Raw genomic sequence first — 21,640 nt, forward strand, 5'->3', positions numbered from 1 at the left:
TTTATCATTCCTTATCTAACAGGGGAATACGGATATCAACTGCCAGTCCTTGCTTGGGAGCTGTTAATAACTGAACCGTCCCTGCCATATCTTCGACCCGCTCCTTGATATTGCGGAGTCCATAACTCAAGTCGTCTAAGCTCCCTAACTGGAAACCAATCCCATTGTCCACCACCTTCAGCTGCAATTCAAAATCTGTCTGATAGAGGTAGACATCCAGACAAGATGCCTGGGCATGGCGGAGAGTATTGCTGATCAATTCTTGCAGGATACGGAAGATATGCTCCTCGATTTTCTTAGGCAATTTCGTCACATTTTGCTTGAAACTAACCTTGAGATCACTCTTGTCCTCAAGCTCTTTTAAGAGGATTTGGATTCCCTCAACCAGACTCTTCTGCTCCAGCTCAACTGGTCGCAAATGCAAGAGCAAGACCCGTAAATCTTTCTGGGCAGTTTCTAAAATAGCTGTGACACTCTGCAACTGGATTTGCATCTTTTCTCTATCCAATTTCAAAGTCTGCTGGCTGACACCTGACAAAATCATGTGAGCCGCAAACAACTCCTGACTGACTGTATCGTGCAAATCCCGAGCAATTCGCTTCCGTTCTTTCTCAATGATTTCCTCTTCCTGAGCAAGACTGTGGTTTTCAGCTTTTTGAAGAGCTTCTGTCAAGAGGTTAAGTTTGCCAGATAAGGACTTAAAACTAACATCCAAATCTGGGTCTGCAACCTGAACCACTTCTTTCCCTGCCAACAAACGCTTGAGATTGGCCTGCATTTTTCTCAGAGAAATCTCTTCCACACCTCGCCAAAACAGGGCTAAGAGAAAGGTCATGGACATGCTGAATACCAACAACAAAAAGACAAATTTTTCTGTTTTTTCGACATCATGCAGGAAAACAGACCAGTCAAAGTCAAGGATTTCCAGCAAGCTGTGGGACAGAAATAAGACAAACAGGATGGATATGAGAGCAATAATTACATAAACTTGTTTTTTCATCCTCTAACCACCTCAACATCCCCAATCATAGTGGTCAAGAGAATCTTGACGCTCTTGTTACTCTTGAGATAATCTCTCGTTTCCTGTTGATAGTGTTCATTGCGGAGGGCTCGCTTGGGCTGATTGAAAAAAGTCAAATCCCCATAGAGACAGTTAACACTGAGACTAACTTCTACATCTACGGGTACAATGATTTTAGTTGTTCCTACCATCTTTCTGAGGATAATGACATTGTCATGATTGGTTAGGATGACCCTCTCCAGATGAATAGTGTCCTTGCCCATGAGACGAAAAAGATTGATATCATCAAACTGGCAAGTCTGGTAGCTTGAAAAATGATGGAGATTACCAAACCAACGATTTTTCTCCTTCTTAACCGTTACCACCTCTTCAAAAACCAAATTAGTCTGCTCTTTTTCCTGGTTCATCATCGGATAAAGAAGAAAGAGACTGTATATAACCGCAACAAAAATAGCTAGAATCACAAAGGGATTGAGCATGACGATGAAAAAGAAGAGAATGGTTGCCACTACTAAAAGAAGATTATTGCCCTCTTTACCAGTGTAATAGCGAATCAAAAGCAAAAAGAGGAATAAAATCAGCAGAAAACGCGAAAAATGCTCTGATACCATCAAAATCAGAGCTCCTGTCAAAAGACAGGCTTCAATAAATAAAAAGATTTTAAATTTTCTCATAGGTGCATCCTCTCCCTTCTATTTTATCACACTTCAAAAAAGTCACCTCAGTCTGAGGATGGAAAAAAGGCGGTGATTACGCCTTCTTCATCTGATCATTTGCTTCTTTTAATTTTCCATATAGAAGATAGCCCACTTTTTGCAGATCTGCTATGGTGGCACAATTAAGGGCACACATAATCAAGCGTAAATCTGCTTTCCAGCCTTGAATAATGTCAATCACTTCTTCGACTGTGTAGGTTTCAATCAATTCCAGAACGGTTCGTGACAGCCCTACAGCCTTTGCGCCAAAGACCAAGCACTTAATCATATCCAGCGGATTGCGAACGCCTCCACTGACCAAGAGTTCGACCTTGTCTTTCCAGTCTTGGGCATTGAGAAGGGCCTGCATGGTAGACTGCCCCCATTGATTGAGGTAGTCACGTTGACCACTGCGACGATTTTCGATATAAGCAAAGCTGGTGCCACCACGACCTGACAGGTCAAAGGTTCGAACGCCCAATTCATAGGCTCTCTCGATGGTCTTCACATCCATTCCAAAGCCTACTTCCTTGAGGACAATCGGAACAGGGATTTGCTTGCTATAGTCTGCTAGATTCGATTGCCAGCTTCTGAACATTCTTTCTCCCTCTGGCATGAGTAATTCCTGCATGACATTGACATGCACTTGTAGGAGAAGAGGATTCATCTCTTCTACAGTCCGAAGTCCCAACTTAACAGGCTTGTCCAATCCAATATTGGTTCCAAGGAGGAGATTTGGATGATCATACTTGACAGAAAAAGAGTCATCTGCTGGATCTTTGAGGGCTGCGCTATAAGAGCCCGTTACAAATAAAATACCACAAGCTTCCGCCACCTGAGCCAGCTTTTGATTGATTTCTTTACCTTTTTCGCTTCCACCCGTCATGGCATTGATATAGAAAGGAAAATCCCACTTTCGACCAGCAAACTCTGTCGACAGATCGATTTCATCCAGGTCGTAAAGAGGCAAGGAAGAGTGAATCAACTCCACCTCATCAAAGCTATTATAGGAACTTTTCTGCTCAAGGGCATAGCGGATGTGCTCATCCTTACGATTTGTCGTCATGTCCTATCCTTTCTTGGTATAAGAGCTCAATCCCCAGATCGGCCCAACGAGTTTTTAAGGTTTCAGTTGATTGCACATCAAAACTCAAGGCAATCCCACAGTCACCGCCACCAGCGCCACTACTCTTAGCAACAGCCTGCAAATCTTGACTGGCTTCTTTCAACTGTCTAAGCGAAGTCGTGTAAATATCCGCGCTCAAGCCTTCTAAGATCTTGCTGGCTACTTCTACTTGCTCGATAATTTTTTCTGCTTCCCCCTGCTCCAAGGCTTCTACCAAAGCAGCTACCGTTTCTTTTGAGGAACTTAAAAAATTCTGATTGATATTTTGTTTGATTTGCTGGACCATGTGACTCGATACAGCCACTTCCTTGGTCCATCCCACTAGGAAAGCACATTCTAAAGTTGGTTTCACTTGCGAAATTGAAAAGCCCCACTCACGCTCTAAAACAGTCGCCAAATTTTCTTCTTCCAACCAAGCAGCTACCTGCTGGCGATCAAATGACTGGTAGAGAACCAAATCTTCTGCCACAATACAGGCAAGGTCTCCCATAGAGCCATTGTCTCCTCGCTTGAGCAAGACAGCACTAGCCAGCTTGAACAAGAGCTCCTGATCAACCGAAAGCTTATACAGAGCTAGCAGAGCCTTGATGACCAAAACAACGACGCTACCGCTAGAACCCAGACCAAACTTTTTCCCTTCTCGTTCCATTTTTCCACGAATTTCTAGAGAAAAAGGTCGCAAGGTCTGCCCACGATAAACGAGGAAATCTTCCACTAAAGCAATCGTTTCTTGAATCAAACTATAGTCAGGATTTGGCGTCAAATCTACTGCTAAATCAAACATATCTGAATAGATACGGTAGCTATCAGAAAAAGCAATCTCCCCCTTCATATAGATGGGGATGGCCTTTATCAAGGCCAACTGTCCTGGCTCTAAAATAGCATATTCACCTGCCCAATAGAGCTTTCCGCAAGTTTTAACAGTAATCATCTTGACTCAAATCCTTTGTTTTTGACACAATCAAGCGATAACGTTGACCGAAGATTTCTGATAAATGCTCCAAGTCTTTCTCCTGACAGAGGACCTTGACATTGGGACCAGCATCCATAGTAAAGTAACAACCCTCTCCTTGCTCACGTAGCTGGCGAACAAAGTCCATGGCTTCATAGCTTGCATCCGTCAGATAAGAAAAGGCTGGTGATGCTGTTTTGGTCGTAGCGTGCATAGCCAGGGCATTTTTCTCCGTCAATTCCCCAACCTTGGCAAAGTCATTTTCCTTGAGATAAACCAGCATATCCTGATAGTCTTTCTCAGACTGACGCACCCAGTCATCAAAGGTCGTCGAAGTTTCCACACAAAGTTTCATACCGTCACGGCTAGAAATTGGTTTTTTCTTGTCCTCCAGTACCAACATAATCATAGCTAGTTTCAAGTCTGTCTCTACAGGGTAAATTTCTCCGCTATCCTTATCCCAAGCACCTAATGGTCCATAAAAACTCCGAGAGGAAGATCCTGAGGCAAACTTAGCCTCCTGTGCCAACTGACTTCTATCCAATCCAAGCTGAAAATAAGCGTTGCAAGCCTTGACCAAGGCGGACAAACCACTGGAACTTGAGGACAGACCCGCTGCGGTAGGCATATTGTTTTGGGTATCGATACGGACAAAGCCTTCACCTTCTGGACGATAGCGGTCAATAATCTTGCTCATCTTAGCATGCTCCGCCTCATTTTGTAGCTGACCATTGATATAAAAGGCATCAGCTGTCGCATCCGTCGGTAAAGACGATAAGGTCGTCTCTGTGTACATATTTTCCAAAGTCAGAGAGATACTGCTAGTAGCAGGCACCATCTCTTTTTCTTTTTTCTTTCCCCAATATTTGATAATAGCAATATTTGCGTAGGAACGTACTGTTACAGGCTCTCTATCCATGTCTGAACAGCTCCTTTCTCTTCTAATCTTTCTGCTAGTTCTTGTGCGTGTGTCAAATTGTCTGCCAAGGCTATGATACAGCCTCCTAACCCACCACCGCTCATCTTGGCACCCAGAGCACCTTGGCTAAGAGCCGTTTCAACCAAAGAGTCTGCCTCAGGGCTACTGACACCAATTTCTTTTAGATGTAAATGCGCTTGACTGAGGATATGTCCTAGTCCTTCAGCATCTTTTTGTGAAATCGCATCTTCTGCTTGCTGGGTTAATTCTCCCAAGGCATGCAAAAACGGTAGGGCATCCTTGCCCTTATTTTGAACCACTTGGATGGCTTCACGAGTTTGACCATAAACACCCGTATCGGCAATCACCAAATAGGCAGATAAATCCATCTCAAGCTCTGTAAATCCTACGTTCTTAATAAAGCGAATAGGCTGGTCACTGAGACAGGTCTTAGCATCCAAACCACTAGGATTCATATGGGCAATCATCTCTGCCCGATTAACCAAGATTTCTAGTACATCATGAGGCAGGTCTACCTGATAGTAGTCAAAAACTGCACGAATAGCCGCTATGCTGATAGCAGCTGACGACCCCATTCCCCGTTTCTCAGGGATAGCCGAGTCAATCACACAACGAATGCAGGCTTCTTTGATATCCAAATACTCAAGCGAAGCATAAACCGCCATGGACAAAGTATCCTCCTCATAGAGGCGCCAAGGACTTTCAGCAGGGACAACCTTACAAGTCACCTCCACCTCCAAAAGAGGTAGGGAAATAGCAGGATAACCATAAACGACCGCATGCTCCCCTATTAAAATAATCTTACTATGCGCCTGACCGACACCAAGTTTTTTTGTCATTTTTTCCTTTTACTAGACGAAAAAGCCGTCTCATACTCAATGAAAATCAAAAAGCAAACTAGGAAGCTAGCCGCAGGCTGTACTTGAGTACGGTAAGGCGACGCTGACGTGGTTTGAATTTGATTTTCGAAGAGTATTATTTTTTCCTACAAGTATTTATTCTCTCCTATCTATTTTATTATATTTTCACAAAAAAAGCGATTGTTTCCTTTACAATCGCCTCTTTCATTATTGAACCCATTCGCCATTATAATTGACAGAATAGCCTTCTACAGTGGTATTCACTGCTAAAGCACCTGAGCTATAAGCATAGTACCATTTACTACCGACCTGGAACCAACCAGTTACCATTGCTCCTGATGAACGAAGATAGTACCACTTGTTACCAAGGTATTGCCAGCCTGTTTTCATATCACCATTTAGCTGGTCTAAATAATACCAAGTTGAGCCGTCTTGATACCAGCCAGTTGCCATGGCTCCTGATGAACGGAGGTAGTACCACTTATTACCAAGGTACTTCCAACCAGTTTGCATGATACCAGTTTCTGGATCTAGATAGTACCAAGCTGAACCATCATTTATCCAACCTGCACGTCTTTCACCACCAATATAGTTTTCTCCATTAATTTCCGTTTTAGCTAGATAATACCAATTAGACTGGTCATAAAGCCAACCTATCTCTAAAGAATGATTTTGATTAAAGTAATAGTTCGTGTAAAAACTCTTCTCTTCTTTATCTTCCGGATTTGTACGTTTTTCCCCATACTTTCTTCCAACACTGTCTTTAGTTTTAACCTCTAATGCTTTCCAACCAACAAACTCTTGTAGCACTCCATTTTTGTCAAAGTAGTACCATTCTGGCATTGGGGAACCTTCTAATCTTATACCATTAGGATAAGGACCAATCGTAACCCCTTTGTGTGGAGCAGGTATATATTGCCAGCCGACAACCATCTCTCCGGATAAAGGATCAAAATAATAGTATTTTCCATCAATCACTCGCCAGTAGGTTTCTTTGAGGTTCCCCTTCTTATAGTAGGTTCTACCATTTTCTTGGACAAATTGCCAGCCTTCTGAATCAGCATCATCCGCCAATACTGCACTTGTTGCTAGCAAACCGAAGAAAAAGACTGCTAATGCGATTTGCATCAATTTTTTTATTATTTTCATTAGAACTACCCTCCATAACTGATTATAGCAAAGACCAAACTGCATGTCAATATATAGAAAACCTCCAAAAAAGCAGTTACACAACTGCAACTGCTTTTCTATTCTTGCATGGTGTAACCTACACCACGCACGGTTTTAATGTAGCTTTTTTGACCTTTTACATCAAGCTTGCTACGTAGATAACGAATATAGACATCCACGATATTGGTCTCTGTCGCACTTTCGTACTTCCAAACACTTTCCAATAACTGCTCACGAGTCAGAACCTTCTTGCTTCCCATGAGAGTAGCCAGAAGGTCATACTCACGACGGGTCAGAGCAATCATCTCCTCGCCACGATAAACGGTATGATACTCTACATCCATACGCAGATTGCGGTAAGACGTTGGAACCTTCATCTGACTACAGTGTTGGTCGATGAAGTCCCGACCTCGGAAAATCGCTGAAATACGAGCTACCAAATTATCAATAATTACTGGCTTATAGATGTAAGAAACGGCAAAGCGTTGGATTGTTTCAATCTGGTCTTGCAATTCTTCTCGATGGTCCAAGACCATGATGACTGAAGCTGGCTTAGTTCGACTCAGCTTATCTGCAAAATCCTGGGCTGTCATATCCCCCAGATGAGCATTCAATAAAATCAAGTCATAGTCTGTCTGAAGAGCCATGGAGAGGGCTTTTTGCCCCTCCTCAACCTGATCAACTCGGTATTGCTCTTTTTGGAGTTCCAAACTTAAAAAGTGAGCTAGATTTCGTTCTTTCTCAAGTAATAAAATCCGTTTCCCCATGGCAGACCTACTTATTTTTCGTCATACCAAGAGTAGTGGAAGGTTCCTTCTTTGTCTTTACGTTGGTAAGTGTGGGCACCAAAGTAGTCACGTTGCGCTTGGATCAAGTTAGCTGGAAGGTCAGCTGAACGGTAGCTATCAAAGTAAGTAATAGCTGCTGAGAAGGTTGGTACTGGCACACCAGCTTGAACAGCAAGAGCTACAATATCACGCACTGCTTGTTGGTACTTAGCAGTAACATCCAAGAAGTACTCATCCAAAAGAAGGTTAGCAAGGTCTGCATCACGGTTGTAAGCATCTGTAATCTTTTGCAAGAAACGAGAACGGATGATACAGCCATCACGCCAGATAGATGCGATGTCTGCAAATGGCAAGTTCCAGTTGTTTTCTTTAGAAGCTACACGCAATTGCGCAAAACCTTGTGCGTATGAAATGATTTTTGAGAAGTAAAGGGCTTGACGGATTTTTTCAATCAACTCAGCCTTGTCTCCTTCAAATTTGAAGGCAGCTGGTTTTGGAAGAACCTTGCTAGCATGCACACGTTCTTCTTTGTAAGTAGAGATGTAACGTGCAAATACTGACTCAGTGATGAGTGACAATGGCACACCAAGGTCAAGTGATGATTGGCTAGTCCATTTACCAGTTCCCTTGTTACCTGCAGCATCAAGGATGTAGTCTACGATTGGTCCATCTTGACCTTCATCGTCTTTACGGCTCAAGATATCAGCTGTGATTTCAATCAAGTAGCTGTCCAATTCACCCTTGTTCCACTCAGTAAAGATTTCAGCCATATCTTCTGCTGAAAGACCTAACAAGTGTTGCATCAAGTCATAGCTTTCTGCGATCAATTGCATGTCACCATACTCGATACCGTTGTGAACCATTTTCACATAGTGACCAGCTCCATCAGGACCGATGTAAGTCACACATGGTTTGCCATCTTCTGGTGCTTTAGCTGAGATTTCTTCAAGAACATCCGCAACCAATTCATAGGCTTCTTTTTGTCCACCAGGCATGATAGAAGGACCTTCAAGGGCACCTTTTTCACCACCAGAAACCCCAGTACCGATAAAGTTGATACCTGAGTTTGCCAATTCTTCATTACGACGGATTGTATCTTTGTAGAAAGTGTTTCCGCCATCAATCAAGATATCACCCTTGTCAAGGTGTGGAAGAAGGGCTTGGATAGTAGCATCTGTACCAGGTCCAGCTTGAACCATCAGCATGATACGACGAGGTTTTTCGATTGAGTTTACAAAACTTTCAACGTCATAGCTTGGTACAAAGTTCTTTTCAGGATGGCAAGCAATCACATCTTCAGTTTTTTCTTTACTACGGTTGTAGATAGCAACTGTGTAACCACGAGATTCAATATTAAGGGCTAGGTTACGGCCCATTACGGCCATACCTACGACACCAAAGTTAGCTTTTGTCATTTGACACTCCTCTTGTTTGATTTGTTTTATTTTATCATTTTTACTTTTGAAAAGAAAGAATTTTGTAACGACTGCTTAGTAGTCCAAGTCATCCGCATGACCAGCACCATTTCCGACAAAGTAGCCTGTCTTACAGTTAAGGGTAAAGAGATAGGTTCCATCTGGCTTGTAGAGATTATAATAACCATTGCCGTTAACGATATTGACACGTTCAAGGATATATTGGTCTCCAGTGATATAGCCACGTGAACGTGAAGTCGCTAGAATTTGTTCCAAGACACCATCCGCAAAATCCCAGGCAGAGTTGTTACTATCATCAATAGCAGACTGGTTATAGGCAACACGACTGGCACTTCTTTGAACAGCAACACCCGCACTTGATACGCCCATATTGACTTCACTGCGAGTACTTCTAGTTTCATTTGAGGCCGCATTTGAACTACTTGGGCTTGTCTCACTAGTCGTATTTGAGCTTGCTTGACTAGAGCTTGAGCTACTAGTTTCACTTGAACTTGAACTCGAAGTACTTGTTTGCTGGCTCTTACCAAGGCTAATGGCCTTATCTAGCACTTTGTCAAGCTCAGTATTCCCAGTTTTAATCTCTGTAAATTTAGCATCCGATTTGGCTTTGGCATTGGTATCCAACACACCATCCACAATAGCTGGTTTTTCAAATTGTGCATTGACATCTTGAATGGCCTTAATTTGCGTTGCTAGACTATCATATTTAGATTTGGCAAGCGTATGTTCACGACTACCTTCCAGCTTATCAAGTAAGGTCTTGAGTTGACTTAGTTTATCAAACTGGCTATTTTTCAAAGCCGTTTTATTGCTGTCTGTGTAGAAGGCGTCATAAAGTGTATTAAAATCATCCACATCCGATTGATTGGCTGTAGTTGATTGAGAAGTTTCAATTTCCTTGGTCGAGCGATTCACTTGACGATAGACATAATAAGCACTGACACAGATAATCACTGATACAAGCGCCAAAGCGGTCAAAACAAAGCCTTTTTTGCTTTTCTTTTCTGAGTCCTCTTGTTCCAGACGAGAAAGGTTTTGCTCCTCTTCCACTTCTTCAGTCATTTCTGTTGGAGTTTCATCCTCTAGCAATAGAGGATCCAAGCCTTGCCCCTCATCGTCCAGAGACAAGGGTGGTAAGATGTCTTCAGAAGATGGAACTTCCTCCGAAGAAGCTTCTGACTCTTCTACAGCCTCACGCATCTCTTGAATTAAATCATCCAGACTCTGAGTTTCAACTAACTCCTCTTTTTTGTATTGGCGAGTCGCAAACTTATCCGCCTCAATTTCATCTCTGTGTTGCTTAACATACTTGTCCAAAATGGAATCTTCGGGCAAGACCCCTGCTTCCACTTCTTCATTTTTACGAATAGCTTGACCAACTGTTAGCTCTTTTGCTTCATCAAAATCAAATTGCGGTTCTTGACCTTCTTTTTTATGACGATTTCGTCTTTTCTTACTCATGAGTATCCCTTTCTATTTTACCTCTTGCCGTTTGACACGCTGACCAAAATATTGATACAGATCCACTTTCAAGGTTCCGTTGTATAACTTACGCTTCTTATCTGCTTGACTACCATACTTGCTTTCAAAGGCTTCATCACTAGTCAGGATAAATTTGCTCCAAGTTTTCAGTGGTGCAAATACTTGCCCCATCTCAGCATAGAGCTTGGTCACCCCTGCATCATCTGACAAACGCTCCCCGTAAGGAGGATTGGAGATGATTACACCATTGATTTTATCGGAACGTAAATCCTGCACGCGCATCTGCTTAAAGGTAATATCCCCTGCAACTCCCGCTGCCTGAGCATTAGCCTTAGCAATTTCCACCATGCGAGCATCAATATCACAGCCCATGATATCCAGTTCCAGCTCACGATCCACTTTTTTAGCTGCTTCTGTACGCACTTCCTGAATCAAGCGTTCGCTGACCCAGTTCCACTCCTCAAAGGCAAAAGAGCGACGAAGTCCTGGTGCCATCTTTCTGGCAATCATGACCGCCTCGATACAGAAAGTCCCCGAACCACAGGTCGGATCAATCAAAGGCTTGTCTGGATACCAGTTAGAAAGTTGTAAAATGGCTGCCGCCATGTTTTCCTTGATAGGGGCTCCCCCTTTTTCGGTACGATAGCCACGTTTAAAGAGACTGGAGCCTGTCGTATCAATCATGACAGTTGCCACATCTTTGAGAATAGAGACCTCAATCTTAAACTCTGGACCATTCTCCATCAGAGGAACACCTTCTGGGCGAGCATAGTGTTTCTGCAATTTCTTGACAACAGCTTTCTTAGAAATAGCCTGAACACTGGGTTCATTATGCAGTTTAGATTTAACACATTTTGCTTTCGAAATTGGGAACCGAGCTCCGAGTGGTAAATAATGTTCCCAATCTAGAGCAAAAACTCCCTGAAACAGCTCTTCAAAAGTCTTAGCTGGGAAGGTTCCTACGATAATTTTGATACGATCTGCTGCCCGAAGCCAGAGGTTGGTTTCGATAATAGCTCTCACGTCTCCTTGAAAACGAACACGTCCATTTTCAACCTGACAATCGTAGCCCAACTCTCGCACTTCTCGTCCCACAACAGCTTCAAGACCTGCTGCTGCAGTTGCAATTAAATTAAATTCTTTTTTCATGTTACAGTCTTGCAAGACCTTTCTATATGTCCACTTTAAAAAATGAGGTTGAGAAAATTTCTCAGCCCCAACCTATATGCAATTTTCTATAAGCCATGTTTTGTTCCAGAAGTGACTAGGACCACTTCCTTCGATAATCATCTGTCTACCACTAACAGCTCTAGCTGATAGCAGTCAGAATACTACGTTCGTTTCCGCGTACTCCATGCCCCGACCAAAATTTGGGTTGCTAGCTTGAGGGGTTTACCGCGTTCCACTCTCTCTGTTTCCAGAAAGACTCCGTCACTGTGGCACTTTCAAGCCTACTCTGACCTATCCAAGGACTTAGCCATTTCAACTGCCGTAACGATTTCTCGTCCCTAGGCTTATGGTTTCGCCTAGCACAAACACTACAGGCATCACAGCCTGTGCTAGCATGGACTTTCCTCATGAGAAGCAATCCTCCTCACGCGATTATCCAAAAATTGCATGTGACAAGACCTGAATTACAAATCAGGATTGTCTAAAATTTGTTTACCGAATACTTCTTTTTCAAGACGATTCAAGCGTTTCAAAATATCAAAATTCGTCATAGAAGATGAAGCTGCCACATCAATTGGATCTGGGTGACTAGGACTTGGAGCCGAACTCACTTGCGGTTTACGGGCTAATTCTTCCTTCAAATCTGCAATTTCCTGACGAAGTGACTTGACCAAGGCAGCATAGGTTTCATAGTCCTTGATGACATCGTCTAAAAACTCGTCAACTTCTACCTTACTATACCCTCGGACTTCACGCCCAAACTCTTGTTCAAAAATATCTTTCGCTGAAAAAATAATACTTGACATGTCTCTCTCCATTCTCGCTTGCTAGTATTATTATATAAAAAAAGCCAAACAAAAATCAAGGTCAAAGCTTCAATTTTCGGAAAAATTTTCAGCAAGTTCATTTAGCCGATCAAATGTTAATCTCTTTATAAAATAGTCCTCTTGATTTTTCATCTTTTGGTAAAAATAAGCTAGTTTCGTTTCATTTTCTTCATCATAAAAAAGATAGGAACTATTCGTATTTTCCAGTAAAAACTGCTGGTAATCTCTTAACTGCCCCTTGTGTTCATAGCGAGGATAGGCATATTTGACAAAGTCTACTTGCTTAAAACGACTCAGTTTCATCTGATTGTCTTCATTCCAATTTTCCCCATGGGTTTCAAAAGCAAAAATGGTAGCCAACTGGAAACCGTACTCGGTTTTCATCTCCTGAGCAACCTCTAAAACCCAATATTCAAAACCCAAACTTCCTGTAAACACAAGCCAAGACACCCCATCTGTTGCCATAGCCTCTAAATCTTTACGTATCGCTTTTTTAATCAATTTAAGACGAGGATCCTTGTCAGAAAACAAACCCAAATCAAAAGCAGAATAGCCTAAAACCAAAGCTGTAGCCATTTTTAACCCTTTCTGTGCAAATTTATGGTATAATAGAGTGATGTTATTGTACCAATAAGGAGAATTATGGTCAACTATCCACATAAACTTTCATCACAAAAAAGACAAACATCTCTTTCTCAACCCAAAAATTTCGCAAATCGAGGAATGTCTTTTGAAAAGATGATCAATGCTACCAACGACTACTATTTGTCTCAGGGCTTGGCTGTTATACACAAGAAACCAACCCCTATTCAAATTGTACGAGTGGACTATCCACAGCGAAGTCGTGCCAAGATTGTTGAGGCCTATTTTCGACAAGCTTCAACGACGGACTATTCTGGCGTTTATAATGGATATTACATCGACTTTGAAGCCAAGGAAACAAAACAAAAACGTGCGATTCCGATGAAAAATTTTCATCCACATCAAATTCAGCATATGGAACAAGTCCTTGCCCAACAAGGAATCTGCTTTGTCCTTCTTCACTTTTCTTCTCAGCAAGAAACCTACTTATTGCCGGCATTCGATTTGATTCGCTTCTACCATCAAGATAAGGGACAAAAATCAATGCCACTTGGATATATTCGAGAATATGGATATGAAATCAAGGCTGGTGCCTTCCCTCAAATTCCCTATCTCAATGTTATCAAAGAACATTTATTAGGTGGTAAAACAAGATGAACAAACAAACTATCCTGCGAATAGCTAAGTATGTGAGTATCTGCTTCTTAACTTTATTTATCACAGCAGTTATGCTGGGAGGAGGCATATTTCTCTATTACGTCAGTAAAGCCCCAGCCCTATCTGAGAGCAAATTAGTCGCAACCACGTCTAGTAAGATTTTCGATAGTAAAAACGAACTGATTGCCGATCTGGGCTCTGAACGCCGAGTAAACGCTCAGGCCAACGAAATTCCTACTGATTTGGTCAAGGCTATCGTATCAATCGAAGACCATCGTTTTTTCGATCATCGCGGTGTCGATACCATCCGAATTATAGGAGCTTTTTTACGTAACTTACAAAACAACTCTCTCCAGGGAGGATCAACCCTTACCCAACAATTAATTAAGTTGACCTATTTCTCAACTTCCACTTCTGATCAGACCATTTCACGTAAAGCCCAGGAAGCTTGGTTGGCTGTTCAATTAGAACAAAAAACCACAAAACAAGAAATTCTGACCTACTACGTGAATAAAGTTTACATGTCTAACGGAAACTATGGAATGCAGACGGCTGCCCAAAACTATTACGGCAAAGATTTACGAGAACTATCACTACCTCAACTTGCCCTACTAGCAGGAATGCCACAGGCTCCGAATCAATACGATCCCTATTCTCATCCAGAAGCTGCCCTTGACCGTCGTAACTTGGTACTTTCAGAGATGAAAGGTCAAGGCTACATCTCTGCCGAACAGTATGAGAAGGCTATCAATACCCCTATTACTGATGGACTCCAAAGTTTGAAATCAGTCAATAGCTATCCAGCATATATGGACAATTATCTCAAAGAAGTTATCGACCAAGTAGAACAAGAAACTGGCTATAACCTTCTAACTACTGGGATGGATGTTTACACAAATGTAGACCAAGAGGCTCAAAAACATCTGTGGGATATCTACAACTCCGATCAATACGTCTCTTACCCTGACGATGATTTGCAAGTCGCATCTACGGTCGTAGATGTTTCAAATGGTAAAGTCATCGCCCAACTTGGAGCTCGTCACCAAGCAAGTAACGTTTCATTTGGTACCAACCAAGCTGTGGAAACCAATCGTGACTGGGGTTCAACAATGAAACCAATCACCGATTATGCACCTGCCATAGAATACGGTGTTTATGATTCCACTGCAACTATGGTTAATGATGTTCCTTATAACTATCCTGGCACTGATACTCCAGTCTACAACTGGGATCATGGCTACTTTGGAAACATTACAATCCAGTATGCTCTTCAACAATCACGAAATGTCACAGCCGTTGAGACTTTGAATAAGGTCGGTCTAGATAGAGCTAAAACCTTCCTTAATGGTCTTGGTATCGACTATCCAAGCATGCATTATGCAAACGCCATTTCAAGTAACACAACTGAATCCAACAAACAGTACGGTGCAAGTAGTGAAAAAATGGCAGTTGCCTACGCAGCTTTTGCTAATGGTGGTATTTACCACAAACCAATGTATATCAATAAAATCGTCTTCAGTGATGGTAGTGAAAAAGAATTTTCTGATGCCGGTACTCGGGCTATGAAGGAAACGACAGCCTATATGATGACCGAAATGATGAAAACTGTCTTAGTATACGGAATCGGACGTGGAGCCTACCTACCTTGGCTTCCACAAGCAGGTAAAACAGGTACTTCTAACTATACTGACGAAGAAATTGAAAAGTATATCAAGAACACTGGTTACGTAGCTCCAGATGAAATGTTTGTAGGGTATACCCGCAAATATGCAATGGCTGTTTGGACAGGATACTCAAATCGTCTAACTCCAATCATCGGAGATGGTTTCCTTGTTGCTGGTAAAGTCTATCGTTCAATGATAACTTACCTTTCTGAAGATGACCAACCTGGAGATTGGACAATGCCAGATGGCTTGTATAGAAATGGAGAATTCGTCTTCCAGAACAACGCAAAGAACACATGGAATAATTCAGTAACACAACAAACACAAACAGTAGAAACTCCAAGCACAACAGCTGAAAGTTCAACTACACAGGCAAGTACGACGGTTGGTCAACAACCCAATAATGCTCCAGCAACTGATCCTAGCCAAGGACAAGCTGGTCAAGCTGTTCAACCGACACAACCAGTACAACCAACGCCACAAAATCCACAAGTTCAACAACCACAACAGTAAGATGAAGAAAATCCTGAGAACTCTAAACTCAGGATTTTTTCATTTTCAAAATAAAATACAGAGGTCAAGTACATTTTCCCACACTAAAACGCATACTATCAAGGCTTTTCAACACCTGACAATATGCGTTTTGCTTTTAAAGACTTTTGCTCAGTCTCTTTTTGTTTTATTTGACATGTTTTGCAAGTTCTTCTTGCGCTTTTTTATTGGATTCTGCTTTTTCTTTCATCCATTTATCTTGAGCTTTTTGATATTCATCTGCTGTGACTGCCTTGTCTTGAAGTTCAAGGTATTTATACAAGACTGGGTCACTTGTACCTTTATTTCCTGACAATGCAAATGGTATTGTAAATGGTACCATCTTAGACAAGATTGGACGACCAGTTTTAGAAGTTGTTGGGATGATCAAAGCACTGTCGGTCAACCAAGCTTGGGCTGCAGCGTATTTATCATATCGTTTAGCAACATCTATAGTCTCATCACCAGCCTCAGTAACCAATTTTTCGTAGTCATATAGACCTACTTTTTTAGCAGCTACATTATCTTCCCCTGAGTCAAATCCTAAATATGTTTTAGTGCTTTCTCCTACAGATGGTTTGATAATATCAAGGTAGGTTGATGGATCGGCAAAGTCTGGACCCCAACCGACATTATCTGATAAATCCCAGTCTTCGCCAGCAGCATTTTCGGCAAATAGAGTTACATTAAGCAATTCATCTTTTTGCAATTGTTGGATATCAATAATGACATTATCAGTTCCTAAAGTTGCTTCCAAGGATTGTTTCATAGATTGGACACGTTGAACTTTTGTAGTTGCTGTCTGGTCAACTGGCATATCCAAATGAATTGGGAAAGTCACACCTTCTGCTTGTAAAGCTGATTTAGCTTTAGCAAATTCAGCCTTGGCTTTTTCTGGATTGTAGAGACCATCTTGTGAATCTGCAAGATTGACATCCTTCCATTCATCCCCATAAGTCACTAATTTCTCTTTGACCATATCGCCAAAGTTTTTCCCATCTGCTTGAACAAATGTTGGTGGAACAAAGAGATTACGCAAGATTTTGCTTGCTCCAGTTTCTCCATTCAACTGAGAGGCATAGGCTGTACGGTCAAAACCAAAGGCAATAGCCTGACGGAAATCCTTGTTTAAGAGAGCCTTTTTAGTTGAAGTCTTTTGTTCTTCGCTAGTCTTAGATGTGTGTTTATAAGATTGACGGTCAATATTTGTCCCTACTAGATAAGTCGTAGAGTCTTGTTGCGTATAGACGATATTGTCTTTCATACTCTTCTCAAGCTCTGCGAAACTTGCACTTGTTGGATAAAGACGAGCTGCTGTAAGGCTACCATCTTTAAAGTTTTCTGCTGGTTTGCTGGTATCTTGCCCATCCCAGAATGACAATTTGACCTTGTCAATATGCACATTGTCCTTATCCCAGTAGTTCGGATTTTTCGCAAATTCAACAGAGGATTTAGTCACAATGGATTTCAACAAATAAGGGCCGTTATACAAGAGACTACTTGGATCCGTAGCTTTGGCAAAATCATCCCCTTTTGAATTCAAAAACTCTTCATTGACTGGCGCAAGCACACCCATGGTTGTTTTTGAGTTCCAAAAAGTTTCAGGTTTGTTCAAGGTGTATTGGATTGTTTGGTCGTCAAGGGCTTTAATCCCGACTTGAGCAAAGTCTGTGATTTCACCTTTGGCATAGGCATCCAGACCTTTGATTGAATCCTGTACCAAGTAAAGGGCTTCTGCTTTCTTATCTGTTGCATATTTAAGTCCTGTTACAAAGTCCTGAGCCTTAACAGGAGCGTACTCTTCTCCCTCAGATGTATACCACTTGGCATCCTGACGAATCTTATAAGTATAAGTCAAGCCATCCTTAGAGACTGACCAGTCTTCTGCCAATGAAGGAACAAGGTTCCCGTATTTATCATTTTCAAGTAGTCCATCAATCACATTACTAGTAATCTCAGAAGTTGCTGCCTTACCAGTTGTCAAATAGTTGAGATTATCTGGATGTGTCTCGTAGGTAAATGCAAAGGTCTTTTCACCTTGAGCGCCTGAACCCCCAGAACAAGCAGCTAAAACACCAGCTGCTAATAAGGTTACTCCCGCAAGAGCCAATACTTTTCTTGTTTTCATAGTATTCTCCTTTGTTTTTTTATTCATTATAGACTCTTTTTCAAGTCCTGTCAATAGAATTTTCTGAATTTTAAGAGTTATTTGTTATATTTGATATATTCTGAAAAATAAAATTGTTCATTTATGCTAAAAAAGCCAACATAGGTTCTCTTCTGATAAGCAGAAAAGAATCTTGTTGACCTTACTTCTAAAAATCTTAAGTAGCAAAGATTCTAAAATAACGGAATCCTTGCATTATTGTCCCAACTCTTCCTCGACCACTTCCAAAGCTCGTTCAATGACCACATGCATGTCGTAGTATTTATAATCAGCCAAACGTCCACAGAAAATCACCTTATCATTCTGTGCTGCTTCTTCTTGATATTTAGCAAACAGGACATTGTTTCTCCCATCATTGATTGGGTAATATGGTTCATCTCCTCGTTTCCAATCAGCTGGGTATTCACGAGTAATAACCGTTTTATCTTGTGCTCCGTACTCAAAATGTTTATGCTCAATAATGCGAGTATAAGGAATTTCCCGTTCTGTGTAGTTGACAACAGCATTTCCTTGATAGTTTTCTTCATTGAGAACTTCATGCTCAAAACGAAGACTACGGTATTCTAACTCACCATATTTATAATCAAAGTATTGGTCAATCATCCCTGTAAAGACAACTTTCTCAGCAGAAGCTTCTAATTCCTGACGATTGGCAAAAAAGTCAAGGCCAAGTTCTACTTCCACATCCTTGAGCATATTTTCGATAATGACATTATAGCCACCGATTGGAATTCCTTGGTAACGGTCATTGAAGTAGTTATTATCAAAGGTTAAACGAACTGGTAAGCGTTTGATGATAAAGGGTGGAAGGTCAGTCGCAGAACGTCCCCATTGCTTTTCAGTATATCCTTTAATCAATTTTTCATAAATATCTGGACCGATCAACTTGATAGCCTGTTCCTCTAAGTTTTTAGGTTCAACGTCCTTCATGTGAGCCGTTTGCTCAGCAATCTTATTTTTGACCTCTTGAGGAGTTTTTGTCCCCCACATAGCATAAAAGGTATTCATATTGAAAGGTAGATTATAAAGGCTACCCTTGTAATTAGCTAGAGGCGAGTTGATGTAATTGTTAAATTCAGCGAATTGATTCACATAATCCCAGACTTTCTTATTAGAAGTATGGAAGATATGAGCACCATATTTGTGAACGTTGATTCCTTCTACATTCTCACAATAGATATTCCCACCAATGTGGTCACGTTTATCAATTACTTTTACTTTTTTTCCACGCTTAGTCGCCTCATAAGCAAAAATTGCTCCCGACAAACCAGCACCAACGATTAGATAGTCGTACATAGTCTCTTCCTTATCACTTATCTTTACATCTCCTTAACTATAGTAAAAGAGAGGATCTTTATACTCTTCGAAAATCTCTTCAAAGCACGTCAGCGTCCATCTGCAACCTCAAAACAGTATTTTGAGCTGACTTCCCAGTTACTCTTTGATTTTTATTGAGTATTCGTTTCAATCTATTTTAGCACAAAACAAATCATTTCTCAGTTTTCGATAGCCGAGTGATTTAAAAAGACAAGCACCAAAACTGATGTTTGTCTTTATGATTTTGCTTGAAAAGGCTATTTCTAACTATTTAACATGTTTTTCTGCTTCTTTTTGGGCTTTTTCGATTGCTTTTTTGCTTTCTTGCTCCCATTTGGTCTTAGCTTCTTCAAACTGTTTGGTCGTCACAGTGTCTTTTTGCAGTTTCATGTACTTATAGTTATTGCCATCACCCTTGATACCAACCAATGAATACCCTCTTGTAAATGGCGTTACTTTTGTTACAGATGCTGTGCCACCACTTGACATAGCTGACATAATCAGAGAGTTGTCAATCATCCAAGCCTGTGCTTCAGCATATTTTTCATAGCGTTTGGCTACATTTTTATTTTCACTATCTGCATCTTTGAGCATCTTAGTATAGGTGTCCAGACCTAGGCTAGTGATTTTTTCCTTATCTTCCTTGGCATCTAGTCCAAAAATCTTGAGGTAGAATCCATCCTCTGCATTGAAAGGATTGAGATAAGTTGATGGATCCTGATAGTCACCTACCCAACCATCAAAGTTCAAATCGTAGTCACGATCAGCTGCTGTTGGCGCTAAGAAGGCTACATTATTAAAATCATCTGTTGAAAGTTGCTGAACGTCAATGACAATGTTATCAGAACCCAAAACTGACTCAAGGGTCTGCTTAACTGAGTTCATGCCTGTCACAGCATTTTTACTTGTCTGATCAACAGCCACATCCAAGTGAATAGGGAAAGTCACACCTTGACTTGCCAATTCTTTTTTAGCTTCCGCAAATTTTGCTTGAGCTTTTTCTTTGTTGAAATAGGCATCCTGAGCATCTGCCAAGTTTATACCTGACCATTCTGTGCCATAGTTGACCAATTTAGAAGCAACTACTTCTCCAAAAGTCTTGTCTCCAACTTGGACAAATGTAGGAGGCACCAAGGTGTTACGAAGGGTCTTGCTAGCTGCCTCTTCCCCATTTGACTGGGCAGAATAGGCTGTGCGGTCCAAGGCAAAGTTCACTGCTTGGCGGAAGTTCTTGTTCAAGACAGCTGTCTCAGTTGACTTCTTCTGCTCATCTGTCGTTTTAGACGTATGGCTGTAAGCCTTACGGTTGACGTTGAAATTGAAGTACCAAGAAGTCTTGTCCTGCAAGCTATAGACGATATTATCCTTATATTTCTCCTTAGTCTTAGCAAAGTTTGAACTATTTGGATAAACCCCAGCGATTGAATAAGCTCCACTTTCAAAGTTACGGATGGTCAATTCTTGGTCTGAGCCATCAAAATAAGCCAACTTGACATGTTCAATCGATACTTTGTCATGATCATAGTAATGCGGATTTTTCACATACTCGATCGATGATTTTGATGTGAAATCTTTTAACAAATAAGGTCCGCTGTAGAGAATACTATCTGGAGATAGGGTCCCAAAATCTTTCCCTTTTGAGTTTAAAAACTCTTCATTCACTGGGAAAAGAATACTGTTGGTTGTTTTTGAATTCCAGTAAGGTTCTGGGCGTACCAAAGTATACTCAACAGTCTGGTCGTCAATAGCCTTCACCCCAACCTTAGAGAAATCAGAATCCGCTCCTGTAATATAATCATTCAAGCCCTTGATCGAGTTTTGAATCAAGTCAATGGCCTGTGATTTATTGTCCACTGCATACTTGATCCCTGTCACAAAATCTTGTGCCTTGACTGGAGCGTACTCTTCACCGTCAGCCGTGAACCATTTGGCATCTTTTCTCAGTTTGTAGGTATAAGTCAGACCGTCGCTTGAAACAGACCAGTCTTCTGCCAAAGATGGAACTAGGTTTCCATGGTTATCATTTTCAAGCAAACCATCAACTAGGTTAGTAATAATAGCTGTATTATCAGCGTAGTAGTCTAACAGGTAGTTAAAAGTAGTTGGGTTTCCACTAAAGGTTGATGAGTAAGTTTTTGTATCTGAACCTGATTGTCCGCAAGCAGTTAAAAGCAAGGCAGCCGCAAAAGTCAGACCTGCACTAAGGACACGCTTTTTTGTCTTCATCTTCTTTCTCCTTTATGTTAGTTTTTATA

The 21,640-nt window shown here is 41.3% G+C and carries 18 protein-coding genes and 1 other RNA gene; 2 read left to right on the top strand and 17 right to left on the bottom strand.

What is annotated here, in order from left to right; all coding sequences use genetic code 11:
* Positions 1-4: 4 nt before the first annotated feature.
* From HT722_RS01225 to HT722_RS01290, 14 genes are all read right to left on the bottom strand, one after another.
* Positions 5-1,000, bottom strand: coding sequence for a sensor histidine kinase (locus HT722_RS01225; RefSeq protein WP_173277067.1), 996 nt, complete (start codon positions 998-1,000; stop codon positions 5-7).
* The gene (gene liaF / locus HT722_RS01230; protein ID WP_173277068.1) at positions 997-1,695 is read right to left on the bottom strand and encodes a cell wall-active antibiotics response protein LiaF; all 699 of its coding nucleotides are present in this window, start codon (positions 1,693-1,695) and stop codon (positions 997-999) included. The genes HT722_RS01225 and liaF overlap by 4 nt, the downstream gene beginning before the upstream one ends.
* 76 nt (positions 1,696-1,771) lie before the next feature.
* Positions 1,772-2,782 carry a type 2 isopentenyl-diphosphate Delta-isomerase gene (gene fni, locus HT722_RS01235; protein WP_173277069.1) on the bottom strand — a complete coding sequence of 337 codons (1,011 nt, stop codon included), beginning with the start codon at positions 2,780-2,782 and terminating at the stop codon, positions 1,772-1,774.
* The gene (locus HT722_RS01240) at positions 2,766-3,773 is read right to left on the bottom strand and encodes a phosphomevalonate kinase (RefSeq protein WP_173277070.1); all 1,008 of its coding nucleotides are present in this window, start codon (positions 3,771-3,773) and stop codon (positions 2,766-2,768) included. Before HT722_RS01240 ends, fni begins: the two co-directional genes overlap by 17 nt.
* Entirely contained in the window at positions 3,760-4,713 is a 954-nt protein-coding gene (mvaD, locus tag HT722_RS01245; RefSeq protein WP_173277071.1) for a diphosphomevalonate decarboxylase, read from the bottom strand. The genes HT722_RS01240 and mvaD overlap by 14 nt, the downstream gene beginning before the upstream one ends.
* Entirely contained in the window at positions 4,695-5,573 is an 879-nt protein-coding gene (mvk, locus tag HT722_RS01250) for a mevalonate kinase (protein ID WP_173277072.1), read from the bottom strand. The genes mvaD and mvk overlap by 19 nt, the downstream gene beginning before the upstream one ends.
* Positions 5,574-5,801: 228 nt before the next feature.
* Positions 5,802-6,743: a choline-binding protein CbpJ gene (gene cbpJ / locus HT722_RS01255; RefSeq protein WP_173277073.1), complete on the bottom strand. Its 942-nt coding sequence runs from the start codon at positions 6,741-6,743 to the stop codon at positions 5,802-5,804.
* A 98-nt stretch (positions 6,744-6,841) separates the two neighbouring features.
* Positions 6,842-7,531 carry a response regulator transcription factor gene (locus HT722_RS01260; RefSeq protein ID WP_173277074.1) on the bottom strand — a complete coding sequence of 230 codons (690 nt, stop codon included), beginning with the start codon at positions 7,529-7,531 and terminating at the stop codon, positions 6,842-6,844.
* 11 nt (positions 7,532-7,542) lie between these two features.
* Positions 7,543-8,967 (bottom strand): NADP-dependent phosphogluconate dehydrogenase, encoded by a 1,425-nt coding sequence (gndA, locus tag HT722_RS01265; RefSeq protein ID WP_000158778.1) that lies wholly within the window; start codon positions 8,965-8,967, stop codon positions 7,543-7,545.
* A 75-nt stretch (positions 8,968-9,042) separates the two neighbouring features.
* A complete protein-coding gene (gene mapZ / locus HT722_RS01270) occupies positions 9,043-10,449 on the bottom strand; it encodes a mid-cell-anchored protein MapZ (protein WP_173277075.1) in 1,407 nt (468 codons plus the stop codon).
* Between the two features lie 12 nt (positions 10,450-10,461).
* Complete coding sequence (locus HT722_RS01275) at positions 10,462-11,619, bottom strand: class I SAM-dependent RNA methyltransferase (RefSeq protein WP_173277076.1); 1,158 nt, start codon at positions 11,617-11,619, stop codon at positions 10,462-10,464.
* Positions 11,620-11,703: 84 nt separating this feature from the next.
* Positions 11,704-12,084: RNase P RNA component class B (gene rnpB / locus HT722_RS01280), an RNA gene on the bottom strand.
* Positions 12,085-12,104: 20 nt separating this feature from the next.
* Positions 12,105-12,446 (bottom strand): cell division regulator GpsB, encoded by a 342-nt coding sequence (gene gpsB, locus HT722_RS01285; RefSeq protein ID WP_000094897.1) that lies wholly within the window; start codon positions 12,444-12,446, stop codon positions 12,105-12,107.
* 69 nt (positions 12,447-12,515) lie between these two features.
* Positions 12,516-13,043, bottom strand: a complete 528-nt coding sequence (locus HT722_RS01290; protein ID WP_173277077.1) for a DUF1273 domain-containing protein — start codon at positions 13,041-13,043, stop codon at positions 12,516-12,518.
* A 66-nt stretch (positions 13,044-13,109) separates the two neighbouring features.
* Here HT722_RS01290 and recU point away from each other — a divergent pair, with 66 nt between their 5' ends.
* Together recU and pbp1a are read left to right on the top strand one after the other, a co-directional pair.
* Positions 13,110-13,706, top strand: a complete 597-nt coding sequence (gene recU / locus HT722_RS01295) for a Holliday junction resolvase RecU (protein ID WP_000248777.1) — start codon at positions 13,110-13,112, stop codon at positions 13,704-13,706.
* Positions 13,703-15,883 carry a penicillin-binding protein PBP1A gene (pbp1a, locus tag HT722_RS01300; protein ID WP_173277078.1) on the top strand — a complete coding sequence of 727 codons (2,181 nt, stop codon included), beginning with the start codon at positions 13,703-13,705 and terminating at the stop codon, positions 15,881-15,883. The genes recU and pbp1a overlap by 4 nt, the downstream gene beginning before the upstream one ends.
* A 166-nt stretch (positions 15,884-16,049) precedes the next feature.
* On the opposite strand, the gene HT722_RS01305 is transcribed toward pbp1a, so the two are convergent.
* From HT722_RS01305 to HT722_RS01315, 3 genes are all read right to left on the bottom strand, one after another.
* Entirely contained in the window at positions 16,050-18,029 is a 1,980-nt protein-coding gene (locus HT722_RS01305; RefSeq protein WP_173233446.1) for a peptide ABC transporter substrate-binding protein, read from the bottom strand.
* A 234-nt stretch (positions 18,030-18,263) separates the two neighbouring features.
* Positions 18,264-19,364 (bottom strand): UDP-galactopyranose mutase, encoded by a 1,101-nt coding sequence (gene glf / locus HT722_RS01310; RefSeq protein WP_173277079.1) that lies wholly within the window; start codon positions 19,362-19,364, stop codon positions 18,264-18,266.
* Positions 19,365-19,652: 288 nt separating this feature from the next.
* Positions 19,653-21,611, bottom strand: coding sequence for a peptide ABC transporter substrate-binding protein (locus tag HT722_RS01315; RefSeq protein ID WP_173277080.1), 1,959 nt, complete (start codon positions 21,609-21,611; stop codon positions 19,653-19,655).
* Between the last annotated feature and the right edge of the window lie 29 nt (positions 21,612-21,640).

This window comes from Streptococcus sp. 53, assembly GCF_013276565.1.
Lineage (GTDB): Bacteria > Bacillota > Bacilli > Lactobacillales > Streptococcaceae > Streptococcus.